Annotated in this window: 14 protein-coding genes; 6 read left to right on the top strand and 8 right to left on the bottom strand. The window is 64.2% G+C overall.

The window, feature by feature from the left end:
* Positions 1 to 6: 6 nt before the first annotated feature.
* From LRS56_06500 to LRS56_06475, 6 genes are all read right to left on the bottom strand, one after another.
* Positions 7 to 1,617 (bottom strand): gamma-glutamyltransferase family protein, encoded by a 1,611-nt coding sequence (locus LRS56_06500; GenBank protein ID WDU64149.1) that lies wholly within the window; start codon positions 1,615 to 1,617, stop codon positions 7 to 9.
* Between the two features lie 17 nt (positions 1,618 to 1,634).
* Positions 1,635 to 2,726, bottom strand: coding sequence for a polyamine ABC transporter substrate-binding protein (locus tag LRS56_06495; protein WDU64148.1), 1,092 nt, complete (start codon positions 2,724 to 2,726; stop codon positions 1,635 to 1,637).
* Positions 2,727 to 2,746: 20 nt separating this feature from the next.
* The gene (locus LRS56_06490) at positions 2,747 to 3,526 is read right to left on the bottom strand and encodes an amino acid ABC transporter ATP-binding protein (protein ID WDU64147.1); all 780 of its coding nucleotides are present in this window, start codon (positions 3,524 to 3,526) and stop codon (positions 2,747 to 2,749) included.
* A gap of 2 nt (positions 3,527 to 3,528) precedes the next feature.
* The gene (locus tag LRS56_06485; GenBank protein ID WDU64146.1) at positions 3,529 to 4,305 is read right to left on the bottom strand and encodes an amino acid ABC transporter permease; all 777 of its coding nucleotides are present in this window, start codon (positions 4,303 to 4,305) and stop codon (positions 3,529 to 3,531) included.
* Positions 4,306 to 4,317: 12 nt separating this feature from the next.
* On the bottom strand, positions 4,318 to 5,124 hold the full coding sequence (locus LRS56_06480; GenBank protein ID WDU64145.1) for an ABC transporter substrate-binding protein: 807 nt from the start codon (positions 5,122 to 5,124) through the stop codon (positions 4,318 to 4,320).
* Positions 5,125 to 5,187: 63 nt separating this feature from the next.
* Entirely contained in the window at positions 5,188 to 5,856 is a 669-nt protein-coding gene (locus LRS56_06475; GenBank protein ID WDU64144.1) for a GntR family transcriptional regulator, read from the bottom strand.
* A gap of 295 nt (positions 5,857 to 6,151) precedes the next feature.
* Here LRS56_06475 and LRS56_06470 point away from each other — a divergent pair, with 295 nt between their 5' ends.
* From LRS56_06470 to LRS56_06460, 3 genes are read left to right on the top strand one after another with little or no spacing between them, the layout of a single operon-like run.
* Positions 6,152 to 6,880: an SDR family NAD(P)-dependent oxidoreductase gene (locus LRS56_06470; protein ID WDU64143.1), complete on the top strand. Its 729-nt coding sequence runs from the start codon at positions 6,152 to 6,154 to the stop codon at positions 6,878 to 6,880.
* Between the two features lie 15 nt (positions 6,881 to 6,895).
* Positions 6,896 to 7,729: a CmcJ/NvfI family oxidoreductase gene (locus LRS56_06465; GenBank protein ID WDU64142.1), complete on the top strand. Its 834-nt coding sequence runs from the start codon at positions 6,896 to 6,898 to the stop codon at positions 7,727 to 7,729.
* Positions 7,730 to 7,765: 36 nt separating this feature from the next.
* Complete coding sequence (locus LRS56_06460) at positions 7,766 to 8,614, top strand: helix-turn-helix domain-containing protein (protein WDU64141.1); 849 nt, start codon at positions 7,766 to 7,768, stop codon at positions 8,612 to 8,614.
* On the opposite strand, the gene LRS56_06455 is transcribed toward LRS56_06460, so the two are convergent.
* Together LRS56_06455 and LRS56_06450 are read right to left on the bottom strand one after the other, a co-directional pair.
* Complete coding sequence (locus LRS56_06455; protein ID WDU64140.1) at positions 8,611 to 10,089, bottom strand: class I adenylate-forming enzyme family protein; 1,479 nt, start codon at positions 10,087 to 10,089, stop codon at positions 8,611 to 8,613. The genes LRS56_06460 and LRS56_06455 overlap by 4 nt on opposite strands.
* Positions 10,090 to 10,091: 2 nt before the next feature.
* A complete protein-coding gene (locus tag LRS56_06450; protein WDU64139.1) occupies positions 10,092 to 11,114 on the bottom strand; it encodes an alcohol dehydrogenase catalytic domain-containing protein in 1,023 nt (340 codons plus the stop codon).
* A gap of 148 nt (positions 11,115 to 11,262) precedes the next feature.
* On the opposite strand from LRS56_06450, the gene LRS56_06445 reads away from it, so the two are divergent.
* From LRS56_06445 to LRS56_06435, 3 genes are all read left to right on the top strand, one after another.
* Positions 11,263 to 11,964, top strand: a complete 702-nt coding sequence (locus LRS56_06445; GenBank protein WDU64138.1) for an enoyl-CoA hydratase/isomerase family protein — start codon at positions 11,263 to 11,265, stop codon at positions 11,962 to 11,964.
* 105 nt (positions 11,965 to 12,069) lie between these two features.
* On the top strand, positions 12,070 to 14,595 hold the full coding sequence (locus LRS56_06440) for a TonB-dependent receptor (protein ID WDU64137.1): 2,526 nt from the start codon (positions 12,070 to 12,072) through the stop codon (positions 14,593 to 14,595).
* Positions 14,595 to 15,908 carry an MFS transporter gene (locus LRS56_06435; GenBank protein ID WDU64136.1) on the top strand — a complete coding sequence of 438 codons (1,314 nt, stop codon included), beginning with the start codon at positions 14,595 to 14,597 and terminating at the stop codon, positions 15,906 to 15,908. Before LRS56_06440 ends, LRS56_06435 begins: the two co-directional genes overlap by 1 nt.
* Positions 15,909 to 15,925: the final 17 nt, after the last annotated feature.

Below are 15,925 nucleotides of genomic sequence, written 5' to 3'. Positions count from 1 at the left end.
CGCGCCTTACCACACCGCAATATGCGAATCGGCCCGCGGCTCGGTGCCGCCGCACAGTACCCCGCTGACCGGGTCGCGCAGGATGATCTGCCCGCGCCCGTAGTCGGTGAGGTCGCTGTCGACCTGCACCTTGTGCCCCCGCCGCGCCAGGGCATTGGCCAGGTCGCGGGAGGCGCCCTGTTCGATGCCGACCTTCATATCGCCCAGCCATTGCCAGCGTGGCGCATCCAGCGCGGCCTGGGGGTTGAGCCCGAAATCCACGAGGTTCATCACCATTTGCACATGGCCCTGGGGCTGCATATAGCCGCCCATCACGCCGAACGGCCCAAGGGCCTCGCCGCCTTGGCTGAGGAAGCCGGGGATAATGGTGTGGAAGGTTTTTTTGCCCGCGGCCAGGCAGTTGGCATGGGCCGGGTCGAGGCTGAATTCCTGCCCGCGATTCTGCAGGGCAATGCCGCTGTCGGGCAGCACCACACCGGAGCCGAAGCCGTGGTAGTTGCTCTGGATAAACGAGACCATATTGCCGTCGGCGTCCGCCGTGGCCAGGTACACCGTGCCGCTGGCGTGGGGGTCGCCGGGTTTGGGCGGTTGCGCTTGTTCGCCGATCTGCTCGCGGCGGCGGGTGCTGTAAGCGTCGCTCAACAGATCGGCGACCGCCACGCGCATGTGCTGTGGGTCGGTGATGTAGTGCAGGCCGTCGCTGTAGGCGAGCTTCATCGCCTCCAGCTGACGATGCCAGGTCTGCTGGCTGTCGCGGTGATCAAAGCTGAAGCCTTCAAGGATTTTCAGCGCCATCAGCGCGACTAAGCCTTGGCCGCTCGGCGGGATTTCCCAGACGTCGACCCCGCGATAGGTGATGTGGATCGGCTCGACCCACTGCGCACGGTAATCCTTCAGATCACCGGCACGCAGGTAGCCGCCGCTGGCGCGGGAGTGGGCATCCAGGCGCTCGGCCAGCGCGCCGCGATACAGGCTTTCGCAACGCGTGGCGGCCAGTTCCTCCAGGGTTCGTGCCTGGGCCGGGTTGCGAAAAACCTCCCCCGCCCGGGGTGCGTGCCCCTCGATCAGAAAAGTCTCGAACCAGGCGTCCAGCACCGGGTCGCGATGGGGGGTGAATTCGTCCACGGCGATCTGCCATTGATGAGCGACCACCGGCGACAGGGGGAAACCCTCCCGTGCCAGGCTGATTGCCGGTTGCAGCAGCTCGGCAAACGGCAATTTACCGAAGCGTTGCGACAGCTCCGCCCAGGCCGAGGGGCAGCCGGGCACTGTCACCGGGGTCCAGCCATACAGCGGCATCCGGTCATGCCCCGCCGCCTTGACCGCCTCGATACTCAAGGCCGCCGGTGCGTGGCCATTGCCGTTCAGGCCATGCAACTGGCCCTTGCACCAGACCAAGGCAAACGCATCGCCGCCCAGGCCGCAGCCGGTCGGTTCCACCACGGTCAGGGCCGCCGCCGTGGCGATGGCGGCGTCGATCGCATTGCCGCCCTTTTGCATGATTTCGATACCGGCCTGGGCGGCCAGCGGTTGTGAAGCCGCAACCATGCCTCGGCGGGCAAACACGCTCTGGCGTTGCGACGGATAGGGGTACTCGTGAGCAGAAAATTTCATCATGGCAAAGGCTCTTCGATTCATTGGCCGGACTTGATGCGGTTCCATTCCCGGGTCATCAGGCGCTGGATGGTTTCCGGCAGGTCGGCGGAGACGAACGTGTGGCTGATCACCTCGTCGCCGGGGTAAATGCCCGGGTTGCCGCTGACCTTGGGGTCCATCAGGGGCGTGGCCTCCTTGTTCGGGTTGGCATAGCCGACGTAATCGCTGATCGGCGCAATCACTTCGGGGCGCAACAGGTAGTTGATCAAGGCATGGGCGTTGGCCGCGTTACCGGCATCCTTGGGGATCGCCAGCATGTCGAACCACAGGTTCACGCCTTCCTTGGGGATCAGGTAGCGGATGTCGATGTGTTTGCCGGCTTCCCTGGCGCGGCTCTGCGCCTGCATCACATCGCCGGAATAACCGATCGCCACGCAGATATCGCCGTTGGCCAGGTCGGCGGTGTATTTCGACGAGTTGAAGTACGTCACCGACGGGCGCAATTGCATCAAGCGTTTGGAGGCTTGCTTGTAGTCATCGGGCCGGGTGCTGTTGGGGTCCAGGCCGAGGTAGAGCATGACCTGGGGGATGATCTTTACCGGCGCATCCAGAAAGGCCACGCCGCAGCTTTTGAGCTTGGCCAGGTTGTCGGGCTCCAGGACCATGGCCCAGGAGTCCAGCACCGCGTCCTGGCCCAGCACGGCGCGGACTTTTTCAGCGTTGTAGCCGATGCCCACGGTGCCCCACATGTACGGCACGGCGTAGCGGTTGCCGGGGTCGGCGGCTTCCAGGCGTTGCATCAGGCGCGGGTCGAGGTGCTTCCAGTTGTCCAGCAACCCGCGCTGCAGCGGCTGGTAGGCGCCGGCGCGAATCTGCTTGGACAGGAACTGGCTGGAGGGCACCACCACGTCATACCCCGAGTGCCCGGACAGCAACTTGGCTTCAAGCATTTCGTTGGTGTCGAAGATGTCGTACTGCACCTTGATGCCGCTGTCTTTTTCGAAGTTCTTCAAGGTGTCGGGGCCGATGTAATCGGACCAGTTGTACACCTTGACTACCGGCGTGGCCGCCAGGGCCACAGGTGCAAGGGCGGCGCAGCAGAGGGCAACACACAAGCTCGATAAACGCATGGCGGTTTTCCTTGGAAGGGTCATAACACGCGGCTGAGAAAGGCTCGGGTACGGGGGTGGCTGGGGTGGCTGAAGATCTGTTCCGGCGGCCCTTGCTCGATGAGTTCGCCGCTGTCGAGCACCACCACGCGGTCGGCCACTTCACGGGCAAAGCCCATTTCGTGGGTGACCACCACCATGGTCATGCCCTCCTCGGCCAGCTCCTTCATCACTTGCAGCACTTCGCCGACGGTTTCCGGGTCGAGGGCGCTGGTGGGTTCGTCGAAGAGCATGGCCTGGGGTTTCATCGCCAGCGCCCGGGCAATCGCCACCCGCTGCTGCTGGCCGCCGGAGAGCATCGACGGGTAATGGCTGGCCTTGTCCGCCAGGCCGACCCGCGCCAGCAAGCCCCGCGCCTGCTCCAGCGCTTCGGCACGCGGGGTGCCGAGCACCTGGATCGGCGCTTCGATAATGTTTTGCAGCGCGGTCATGTGCGGGAACAGGTTGAAGCGCTGGAACACCATGCCAATGTCGCGACGCTGCCGGGCGATGTTGCGCTCCGAATCGCGCACCAGGCTGCCGTCGCTGCGCTCGCGGTAGCCCATGGCCCGGCCGTTGACGCGGATGCGCCCGCCCTGGATGTCTTCGAGCAGGTTGATGCAGCGGATAAAGGTGGTCTTGCCGGAGCCCGATGCGCCGATCAGCACCACCACTTCACCGCGCCGGACTTGCAGGGAAATACCCTTGAGGATCTGCAATTGGCCGAACGACTTGTGAATGTCCAGTGCTTCGATGATCAATTCGTCACTTGGGTGCGCCATGGTTATCGTCCCCTCAGCAGTTTCAAGGTGCTGCGCCCGAACATGCGGCTGGCTGCCGGGGGTGGCGCAGAAGGCCGGTCGGACTGGCTGAAGCGCGCCTCGAGCCAGCGCTGGAACAAGCCCCACAGCGTGGTCAGCGTGAGGAAGTACAGGGCCACCACCAGATACAACTCAAACACGCGGAACGTCGCCGAGGTGATCATCTGGGTGCTGAGCAGCAGCTCCTGCACGCCGATCACGCTGACCAGGGTGGTGTTCTTGAGCATCACGTTGAACTCATTGCCCAGCGGCGGCACGATCACCCGGAACGCCTGGGGCAGCACGATGCGCCGCATCAGCTTGGCGAAGCCCATGCCCAGCGAGCGCCCGGCTTCGTATTGGCCCTTGTCCACTGCGCCGATGCCGGCGCGGATGATCTCGGCCATGTACGCGCCCTCGTTAAGGCCCAGGGCGATGATTGCCGCCTGGATATTGCCGGGCACGATCAGGCCGAACAGCTCGATATCCTCAAAACGGAAGATCCCGCCCGCCGCCAGCGCCGTGTACAAAAACACGATCTGCACCAGCAACGGCGTGCCGCGCATCAGCCACACATAAAACCGCACCGGCAGGTGCAACAGCGGGTTCTTCGACAAGCGCAACAGCGCCGCCGCCAGCCCCAGCGCGCAGCCCAGCAGCATCGCCGACACCGCGATCAGGCAGGTCAGCCAGAGCCCGGTGAGGTATACCCCGCTGGGCTGCAGCAGGTACTGCCAGAACACATCCCAATTGAAATTCATCGCCGGTTTGCCTCAGTCGAGTGTGTCGCTGCCCACGTGCCATTTGTTCAGCAATTGCAGGTAGCTGCCATCGCTGCGCATGTCGCTGATTACCTGCTGCACGGCGGCGCTCAGTTGCGGGTCGTCCTTGCGCATGCCCAGCCCGGTGAGGATGCGGCTGAACGCCGGCACACCTTCCTGGAACAGATCCGGGGCCATCGCCGCGTAGTAACCAGCGGTTTCCACGGTGGTGCCGTAGGCGTCGACCTGGCTGATGCGCAGGGCCTGGAAGGCGTCGGTGTCGGTGTTGTAGACCACCAGTTTCATCGGCGGCTTGCCGGCCTTGATCAGGCCCTCGTTCTGGGTATCGAGCAGGCTCTTGATGGTGGAGCCGTTGAGCACCGCGACCTTGTGCCCGGACAGGTCATCCAGCGCCTTGATGCCCTTGGGGTTGCCCTTGGGCACCACCACCGACTGGCTGGAATACAGGTAGTTGACGATGTCGATCACCTGGCGCCGCTCGGGCTTGTCGAACAGTTGGTCGACGATCATGTCGCACTGCTGGGCGAGCAACGCCGGCACCAGCCCGGAGAACGGAATCACCCGCCATTGCACCTGTTTGTCGCCCAGGCGCTTGGCGATTTCCAGGCCCAGGTCAACCGTGAGCCCGCGGGGTTTCTGGGTTGGGTCGAAGGACACCAGCGGCGGAGAATCCATCCCCGAGCAATACACGAGTTTGTCGACGTTGCGCAGGCGCTCCGGCACCTGCGGCGCGGCAACCGCCCATTGAGTACAGAGGCCGAGGGCGACAGCCACCAGCAAGGCACGACGTTTATGCATGACCAGACACTCCAGTTCGTTGAATAACGGGGCAGGACTCAACGTCAAAACACGACAGCTTTATTATTTTTCGGTTTGCAGGAACTGGATCAGCGCCGGCACCGTGCCTTCGATGTGTTCGCGCACCACGGCTTCGGCGCGGGCCGCATCACCGGCGCGTATTGCATCGAGGATTACCGCGTGTTCCTGGCGTGCGCTGAGGGGTTTGTCGCCGTGCTGCAACCACAGGCGCATGGGCGCTTCCACCAGCGAGTACAGCGCCGAAATCTGCTTCATCAGGCGCGGGCGGCCGCTGAGGCTGCACAGGTATTCATGGAAGGCGCGGTGGCGGCGGACCCACTCGGCACTTTCGTCGCGGTAGTCGTCCATCTCATCCAGCAGGCGCTCCAGGGCCGCCAGCTGGCGCTCGCCGATGCGGCCTACGGCAACCCGCACCGCCAGGCCCTCCAGGGCGCTGCGCATTTCGAAGACCTCGTGCAGTTCATCGATGTCCAGGCCGCTGACGATCGCACCGCGATTGGGCCGCAGGGTCACCAGGCCCTGCGCATCCAGGCGGCGAAACGCCTCGCGCACCGGCATGCGGCTCATGCCGATTTCGCTGGCGATGTCTTCGGCAATCAGCCGGTCGCCCTTGCGGTAGCGGCCGCCACAAATGGCCTCCAGCAAGAAGTTGTAGGCCTCCTCCTCGGCGGTCAGGGGCTGGCGGTCAACGTAAGCGGGAGCAAATTGCATCGGCAGCACCTTTTGAATTTTTGTATCCAATTATCCACGAATGCAAAAAAGCAGAATGCGTGCCAACTGGCCAGGTAATCCGCCAAGTGTTTGATTCGGCATGAATAGCTGAAAAACGCAGGCGGGCGCCGTGCAAGCCGTGCGCAAGAACCTGCTACCAAACAGCGCAGAAATCGCCCCAACAGTGGGCACAAGTAACAAGCGGTGGGCATAACCTTAGCTGTCGATGTTCTTATTCTTCGCGCCCGGCCATGGGTAGATTGGTAGCCACGTAACCCATTGGAGGATGTGGCGCATGGCGGAATCAGTGGTGTGGATTGCCGGGGTCGGCGCGGTCGCCGGGCTGGGTGCCGCCTTGGCGCGGCGCTTTGCCCGCGAGGACTACCGCGTGGCGGTCAGCGGCAGGAGCCTGGACAAGTTGCAGGCGGTGGTGGCGGATATAGAAGCGAACGGCGGCAAAGCCAATGCAATCGTGGCCGACTCGGGCCTCGAAGCCGACGTGCTCGCCGCCATCGCCCAGGTCAATCAGCTCGGCACACTCAAGGCGGCGATCTTCAATGTGGGCAATTCGGTGTCCAAGCCGTCGCTTGAGTTGAGCGCCGAGCTGTTCGAGCAAACCTGGCGCGCCTCGACATTGGGGGGCTTTTTATTCGCCCGCGAAGCCACCCGCGCCTTGCTCGCCAATGGCGGCGGCAGCCTGTTGTTTACCGGCGCCACCGCGTCACTGCGCGGCAAGCCGCCGTACACCGCCTTTGCAGCAGGCAAGGCCGGGCTGCGCTCGGTAAGCCAGTCGTTTGCGCGGGAATTCGGCCCACAGAATGTGCATGTCGCGCATGTGGTCATCGACGGTTCCATCGACGGCGAGCGCGTGAAAAGCCGTGCACCCGAGTACCTGGCCAAGCTGGGCGAAGACGGCGCATTGCGGCTTGAAGACATCGCCGACGCCTATTGGTACCTGCACACCCAACCGCGCAGCGCCTGGACCCAGGAGCTGGACTTGCGACCCTTCAAGGAACCGTTCTGACACCGGGAGGTGGTGATGGGCACCCATCAATCGCAACTCGCGCCCGCCTCCGTGCTCGGCGTACTCAATTACCTGCAAGACACCGGCGAGCGCCCGGTGAACTACACCTACCCGCCACCCGATGGCGCGGCCCAACGCAGCGGCGTATTCGACCCGACCCAGGTGACCATCCACAATGCGCGGTTGCTGGATGCACCGGCGAGCCTGCAGCGCGAGGGCTTCGAGAAGGTCGAGCACGCCAGCGCGGTGGCTAACCTGGAGGATGACGAGCAGGTGCGCCAGCACTACTACCCGGAAACCGAAGCCCTGCTCAAACAGCAGACCGGCGCGGTGAAGGTGGTGATCTTCGACCACACGATCCGCGTCGATGACCCCGGCCGGGAAGCGCGTGGCCTGCGCGAACCGGTGCGCTACGTGCACAACGACCAGACCGAGCGCTCGGCCATCCGCCGCGTCCGCGACCACCTGCCGGCAGAGGAAGCCGAACAGCGCCTGCTCAAGCGCTTTGCGATCATCAACGTGTGGCGGCCCATCGGCGCGCCCGTGCTGAGCACACCGCTGGCGCTGTGCGATGCGCGCAGCCTGGCCGAGAGCGACCTGCTGCCGAGCGATCTGGTGTACCGCGACAAGGTCGGCGAGACGTTTTCGGTCAAGGCCAACCCGGCCCACCGCTGGTATTACTACCCGCAGTTACAGCCCGATGAAGCCTTGCTGCTGAAGATCCATGATTCGCGCCAGGACGTGGCCCGGCGCAGTGCCCACACCGCCTTTGATGACCCGACGACGCCAGAGGACGCGCCGCCGCGCCGCAGTATCGAATTGCGCGCACTGGTGTTCTTCGACACGTAAATCAAGGCTTCACCCAGCAACGGATCGCGGCTAACCTTGGCCACCGGCCAAGCCTGCGATCCGCGCTTGCCGAACAAAATGATTTCGGAAGCCGCTGCCACCATGGATATTTCTTCGACACCTCCCCTGCCTGCCAGCAACAAGGAAAATGCCGGCGGGCGCGTTCAGGTAATCGACCGCTCAATCGTGCTGTTGCGCACCCTCTCGGGGCTCAAGCACGGCGCCAGCGCGCTGGACCTTGCGCGACTGACCGGTATCGACCGCACCACCATCCACCGCCTGCTCAAAACCCTGACCCACTGGAGCCTGATCGAGTCCCAGGGCGGCACCTACCGCATCGGCCCGGAGTGCCTGATCTATTCGGCGGCGTACCTGAACCGGCTGAACCTGCGCAAGATCGCCCTGCCCTACGCCATCGAGTTGCAACGGGTGATCGGCGAACGCCAGGCGATTGTGTCGTTGTCGGTGCCGGTGGGCGACCAGGTGGTGTTGATCGAGCGCATGTGGACACCGACCACGCCGCTCAATGTGATTGTCGACCTTGCCGACCAATTCCCCATCGACGGCAGCCCCAGCGGGCGTGCGGTGCTCGCCACCTACAGCGAGGCGGCCGCGCAGGCGATCCTCGGTGCAGCGCGCTACGCCAAAGCCCTGCCGGCGCTGGAGCAGATTCGCAACCAGCAGGACTTTGCCTTCGGCCATGGTGAGTTCAAGCCGGGCCTGTCGTCGGTGGCGTTTCCGATTCGTTTGGAAGCCGGGCAAGCGATTGGTGCGGTGGTGGTCGCCGGCCTGGAAATGGAAGACGAAACCCACCCCGGCTCGTCCCTGGCCAGCCATGTGCGCCGCGCCTGTGAGGGCATCGCGGCGCAACTGGGCAACCTTTAGGGTTGCAGGTTGAGCGCGGCGAACAGGCGGTTTTTCTGCACCTTGCCGTAATGCGAGCGCGGCAGTTCGTCGATAAAGTAGACGCGGCGCGGCACCTTGTAGCGTGACAACCCGGCGCGGCAGTGGTCCATCAACTGCTGCGCCGAGAGCGGCTGCGAACCGTCCAGCACCACGGCGGCGCACACCTGTTCACCCCACTCCAGATCCGCCAGCCCGAACACGTGAGCGTCCTGCACGCCGGGGTGGCTCAACAGGTTCTGCTCGACTTCACCGGGCTGTACCGACTTGCCGCCGCTGCGAATGATGTCCTTGCAACGCCCCAGCACCCCTAGCTGCCCGTCCGGGCCGATGCGGCCGAGATCGCCGCTGCGCAGCCAGCCGTTGTCCAGCGTCTGGGCGCTGAGTGCTTCAAGCTGCCAATAGCCGCTCATCAATTGCGGGCCGCCGAGCAGAATTTCGCCGACGCCGTTTGCGTCCGGTTGATCGATGCGGATCGCGGCGCTGAACAACGGTCGGCCGACCACACCTTCGCCACTGTCGCCGGCCGCACGCACCGCCGCCATTTGCGCGGGCGAGAGGTAGCAACTCCAGGGCGCCTCGGTCATGCCGTAGAGCACGCCGATGCGTTCACTGAACAGGCTGCACGAGCCTTCCAGCACTTCGCCGGTCAACGCGGCAGCGCCCACATCCAGGCTTTTGAACGCCGGCAGATCGGCGGGCGCGCTGCCGGTTTCGCGCAGCAGGCGCAGCAGTTGCGTGGGCACCAGGGAGCTGAACGCCACGCGGTACTCAACCAGCTGGGCCAAAAATGCCTTGGCGTCGAAACGCCCCGCCAGCACCACCTGGCCGCCACTGAGCAGATGGCCGAGCACCGCCACCGCCGCAATCGGCCACAGTGGCCGCACATTGAGCAGCACATCGCCCACCGCAGCGCCACGGCCCATCACGATGTTCTGCAACACCGCGCACAGGCTGGCGTGGCGATGCATCACCGCCTTGGGGGTGCCGGTGGTGCCGCCGGTGTAGTTCAGCGAGGCGAGTGACTGCGGCGGTTGCGCCGGGCGTGAGGCGTTGTCGACGGGGTTGATCGCAGTGAGGGAGTGCAGCGCCAGGCTGCGGATGCACAAGCCTTGCGCCACGGCGGCGTACTGCTCGGAAAACAGCAGCAAGGCGGCGCCTGCATCCTGCAACTGCGCAAGCAACTCGTCAGGCGCCAGCGCCGGGTCCAGCGGCACGCGCACACGCCCGGTGGCCATGCAGCCGTAGTCGGCCAGCAGGTAGTCGAGGCTTGCGTCGGCCAGCAGCGCGACCCGCGCGCCGGGCGCGATCTGCAAGTGGTCCAGGGCCTGGCCGACGCCGCTGAGGGCGCGATCCAGCTCGGCAAAGGTCAAGGTGCGCGCACTGGCCGGTTCGTGCAGTGCGATCTGGTCCGGCCATTTGCAGGCGGCCTGGCTGAGCAGCGTACTGATATCCATGCTTACCACCCACTCAACACAATGCGCCCGCTGACCTGGCGCGATTCCAGCAGCGCATGGGCCTCGGCCACCTGATGAAACGCCAGCACGCGGTCGATCAACGGCTTGACCTGCCCGCCCCTGATCAACGCCAGCGCCAGGCGCACTTCCTCCAGCGTCGCACTGCCCGAACCCTGCACCCGCAGGCGTCGGCCAATCAGCAGGCCGGGGTTGATCGGCACGCTGGCCGGTGCGACGTTGCCCAGCACCACCACGCGCCCGCCGAGGGCCATGCTGCGCAGGGTGTCTTCGAGGGTGCTGCCGAGGTTTTCCATGGCCACGTCCACGCCGCGCTTGCCGGTGAGTTTCCACACCTCGGCGCTGTAGCTGCCGGCACTGACGATCACCTCGTCGGCGCCCAGTCGATGGAGAAAATCGCGTTTGTCGGCGCTGCCTGTCACGGCGATCACCCGCGCTCCGAAGGCTTTGGCCAATTGAATCTGATGAGCCCCCAGGCCACCGCTGGCACCGTTGATCAACACGCTTTCGCCGGGTTTGAGCGCCGCCTCGCCGAGCAGTGCACGCACGCTGGTACCAATCGGGCACGACGCCAAAGCGGCCTCGACATAGCCTAGCCCGTCGGGCAGTTCGATGGCGGAAATCGCCGGCACACGCAGGTATTGGGCATAGGCACCCTCGGTATCCACCGATGGCAGGCCCAAGGCGCGGCACAGGTCCTGGCGCCCGCGCAGGCAGTCACGGCACTGGCCGCAAAAACGCCGCTGATAGACCACCACCCGCGCACCGACCGCCAGTTGCTGCACCTCGGCGCCGACCTCAACCACTTCACCCGCCACTTCATGGCCGAGCACCACGCCGGTGTGCGCCCCCGGCAAGTGCCCGGCGCGGTGCAGCAGGTCGTGATGGCAAACCCCGGCCGCCTCGACTTTAACCAGCACTTCAGCCGCGCCAACCTGCGGGGTGGGCACCTCCTCGACCTGCAGTTGCTCCGGCCCGCCGAAGGCTTTTAGAACTATGGCTTTCATTTTTTATAACCGTTTATGACCCGATAAGAATATGTTCATATAACAAACATCTTGTTTGCATTGTGCACATCCTTTAAGTTTTCCTCACTTTGACGCTGACCTCAAGGGGCAATCGCGTCTTTCTTCCACTCCTGATGAAAACCCCACCATGACAGTCGAGTACCACACTATTGGCGAAGGAATTCTGGTGGTTACCCTCAACCGCCAGGAACGCCTGAACGCCCTGGACAGCCAGGCCAAGCACGAGTTGGCCGAGGTTTGGCAACGCGCCCAGCAGGACACCGGCGTGCGCGCCATCGTGCTGCGCGGTGCCGGTGAGCGGGCGTTTTGCGCCGGTTCCGACCTCAAGGAAATCCAGGCCACCGGCGAAACCGTCAGCAGCGACGTACTCGCCCGCGCCCTGCCCGGCGTCGGCAACGACCTGAGCAAACCGGTGATTGCCGCCTTGCACGGGCACACCCTGGGCCTGGGGATCAGCCTGGCGATTCACTGCGATTTCCGTATTGCGCGGCACGACACGCGCTTTCACTTCCCCGAAGTGCAGCACGGCATGTTGTCCGGCTTCAGTGCAATCACCCTGCCCAGCCTGATCGGCGAGGCGGCGGCCCTGGACATCATGCTCAGCGCCCGTCAATTCGACGCCCGTGAAGCGCTGGCCATCGGCCTGGTCAACCAGGTGGTGGACGACCCCTACGCCAGTGCGCTGGAACTGGCCGCACGCCTGGCCAGCCATTCGGCCAAGGCCGTGGCGTGGACCAAGACCTTGCTGCTGGCCGAACGCAAGGCCCGTCTCCTACGGCAGATGGCACTGGTCGACCAGGCCCGCCAGGACGTGATGCTGGGGCGTTGACCTCAACCCATAACTAGAAACAGCCAACACATAAGCCTCCCCAGTACTGTCAGGAACTCCCACCATCAGGAATGGAAAGCGGCACCTAAACATTGGAGCCTCACCATGTCTCGCCCTTACACTCGCTTTCGTCCCAGGCTCAGCCTGCTGACCGTCGGCATCCTCGGGCTGTGCGCCCAGCAGGCGGCCCTGGCAGAAGAAACCCCGTCACGGCCTTCGGCGGCCGGCGACACCGCCTTGCAGACCGTGGTGGTCACCGGTGCCCGCGACAGTGGCCGCACCGTGGCCAAGAGCCTGGCGCCGATCGATGTGATCAGCGCCGACGACCTCGCCCGCTCCGGCAAACAGAACCTGCGCGACGCCCTGGCCGCCAGCGTGCCGTCCTACACCAACGCCGCCGGCTTTACCGGCGGCACCGGCTTGTCGGTCAAGTCCGCGACTTTGCGCGGCCTGGGCGGCAACCATGTGCTGGTGCTGGTCAACGGCAAGCGTCGTCACAACACGTCGCTGATCTTTGTGCAGACCGCCGCCACCTCCAGCGGGCAGTCGCCTGCCGACCTCGATCTGATCCCCATCGCCGCCGTGGACCATGTAGAAGTGCTGCGCGACGGCGCGGCGGCGCAATACGGTTCGGACGCAATTGCCGGGGTGATCAATATCATCCTCAAGCGCAACCCTTCCGGCGGCAGCGCCAGTGCCTTGTATGGGCAGTACGCCAACCGTGTGGGCGGCAAGGGCAATTTCGGCGCACGTGGCCAAGGGCAGATCAACCAGGGCTTCGAGCTGCCAAATGAGGGTTTCTTCAGCCTCAGCGCTGATATCGGCATTCAGGAAAGCTCCAACGTGGCGGGCGCGGTGCCGGATCGCACGAGCATTTACTTTCGCCAGAACGGCCAGCCTGACCCACGCGAAACCAGCGAAAGCCGTTACCGCCAGCAGCTCGGCCAGCCGCGCTCGCAAACCTACAACTTCGGCTACAACGCCGAGCTGCCGCTGAACGCGGAGTACACCCTGTACTCGTTCTCCACCCTCAGCCACCGCAACTCCACCAGCTGGGGCACCTACCGTACCGCCAACTCGCCGCAGAATATTGTCTCGGTGTACCCGGACGGTTTCTCGCCACGGTTTGTGGTGGAAGAGGATGACTTCCAAAGCGTATTCGGCGTGCGCAACGATGACCTGCTCGGCTGGCATTGGGACCTGAGCACCAGCTACGGCTACAACAATGCCAACACCCGCAACGAGCGCTCGCTGAACCCGTCCCTGGGGCCGAACAGCCCGCAAAACATGGACGGCGGCAACCTGATCGCCAGCCAGTGGACCAATAACCTGGACCTGACCCGTGCGTTCGATACCGGGCTGTTTGCCAAGCCGCTGAACGTGTCGACCGGCCTGGAATTTCGCCGCGATGGGTTCGAGATCCAGGCCGGCGAATACGCGTCCTATGCCGATGGCGGCTACGTGTTCCCCGCCGGCAGCCCACTCGCCGGCCAACGCCCCAACCCCGGCGCGCCCGGGCTGGTGGGCTTCACCCCGGCGGATGCGCACAACTATTCACGCACCAACACCGCAGGCTATGTCGACTTCAGCCAGAGCCTCACCGACCAATGGGACGTGAGCCTGGCCGGGCGCTTCGAGCACTACAGCGACTTTGGCGACACCGGCAGCGGCAAGTTCTCCACACGCTATGCCTTTACCCCGCAGTTCGCCGTGCGCGGCACCGTGAGCAACGGCTTCCGTGCGCCGTCCCTGCAACAGCAGTTCTATTCGTCGTCGCTGACCGCCTGGCGCACCAGCCCGATCACCGGCCAACTGGAACAGGCCACCACGCGTTACGTCACGGTCAACGACGCCGCCGGCCAGGCGCTGGGCGCCAAGGAACTCAAGCCTGAGCGCTCGATGAACTACAGCCTTGGGTTTGTCGCCACGCCCACCGAGAACCTCGACATCACCGTCGACATGTACCAGATCGACATCAAGGACCGCATCCTGCAGACCAGTAACCTGCAGGGCACCGCCGTGTCCAACGTGCTCGCGGCGCAGGGGCTGAACCCCAACCAGATCGTCTCCTACTTCGGCAACCTGGCCGACACCCGCACCCGTGGCATCGACCTGGTGGCGGACTACCGCTACGACCTGGGCCGCTACGGCAAGACCAAATGGACCCTGCTCAGCAACCAGAGCCTGCAAACCATCGAGAAAATCAAAGAGCCCGCCGCCCTCGCTGGCACCGGTGTGAGCGCGGTCGGCCGTGACCGCCAGGGCAACCTGACCTCGGCCTACCCGAAAAACACCACCTCGTTGAACGCCGCCTGGCAACTGGGGGATTTCGAGGTAAACCTCAAGGAAACCCGTTACTCCAAGGTCACCGGGCGCAACCAGATTTCCGCCAGCCGCGACGAGGTGATCCGCCCGGCGTTCATCACCGACTTAAGCGTGGGCTATTGGCTGAGCGATGCGGTGAAAGTCACCGTGGGTGGCGAAAACATCTTCGACCGCCGCCCGCAACAGCTCAATGACGAGGCCAAGCGCTTCTATTTCTTCCCCACCGATAACCCGACCTACAGCTGGTACTCGCCCTATGGCCTGGAAGGCGCCTACTACTTCGCCAAAGTCGACGTGAGCTGGTGATGACCAACTTCGAACGCCCGCAGGCGACCTTCGACCAGCGCCTGTACCGCAAACTGGCGTGGCGAATCATGCCGTTCCTGTTTCTGTGCTTCGTGCTCAATTGGCTGGACCGCGTCAACATCAGCTTCGCGCACTTACAGTTCAAGACCGACCTGAACATCAGCGATGCCACGTTCGGCATCATTGTCGGGGTGTTCTCCATCGGCTACCTGCTGTTCGAGATCCCGAGCAACCTGCTGCTGGAAAAGATCGGCGCAAAAAAAACCATGATGCGCATCATGGTGCTGTGGGGCCTGGTGACCATCGCCACCGCGTTTGCCCAGACCCCGGCGCAGTTCTATGTACTGCGGGTGTTGCTGGGCGCGGCCGAGGCCGGGTTCTTTCCGGGGGTGATTCTGTACCTCACCTACTGGTTTCCGGCCAGCCACCGGGCGCGGATCACCTCGCGCTTTATCATGGCGATTGCGGTATGCGGGATTATCGGCGGGCCGCTGTCGACTGCGATCATGGGGCACTTCGCCGGGGTCGGCGGGTTTACCGGCTGGCAATGGCTGTTCGTGATCACCGGCATTCCGCCGGTGCTCGCCGGGTTGTTCGCCTGGTATTGGCTGGACGACAAACCGGCCTCGGCCAAGTGGCTGAGCGCGGATGAAAAACGCGCCATCGAACAGGCCCTGGCCCATGAGCGGCAGGCGCGCAAGCCCGGTGGGCACTCGCGGTTTGTCGAGGCGCTGAAAGACCGCAAAGTGTGGTTTATCACCCTGGCCTACTGCCTGACCATCATGTGCACCGGCAATGTCACCAATATCTGGGCCCCGTCGATCATCCGCGATTCGGGCATCAGCAACCTCGGGCAACTGGGGTTGTTGTCGGCCCTGCCCTATGTAGTCGGGGTGTGCCTGATGCTGTGGGCCTGCCGCCATTCGGATGTGCAGCAGGAGCGGCGCTGGCACTTCGCAGTGGGCGGCCTTACGGCGGCCGTGGCGATGCTGATCCTGCCCAATTTCCTGTTCAGCCCGTACTCGGCGATTGCCGTACTGACCCTGATGACCAGCGGTTACCTGGTAGCCACGGCGATTTTCTGGACCATCCCCACGTACTACCTGTCGGACCAAGCCAAGGCCGCAGGCTTGGCGCTGGTCAATTGCTGCGGGCAGATCAGCAGCCTGCTCACGCCGATCATGATCGGCGCGATCAAGACTTCCACCGGCAGTATCAGCCTGGCGCTCTATATCGTGGCGGCCCTGGTGGCCGGCGGCACCTTGATCCTGTTGTTCGGCGTGCCACGCAGCGCCTTGCGCGATGCTTCCTGACCTTCTTTGATGGACTT

The organism is Pseudomonas poae (assembly GCA_028869255.1).
In the GTDB taxonomy this organism is placed as follows: Bacteria; Pseudomonadota; Gammaproteobacteria; order Pseudomonadales; family Pseudomonadaceae; genus Aquipseudomonas; species Aquipseudomonas poae_C.
The sequence above is the reverse complement of the archived record's forward strand: the minus strand, read 5'-3'. Positions and strand labels throughout refer to the sequence as shown.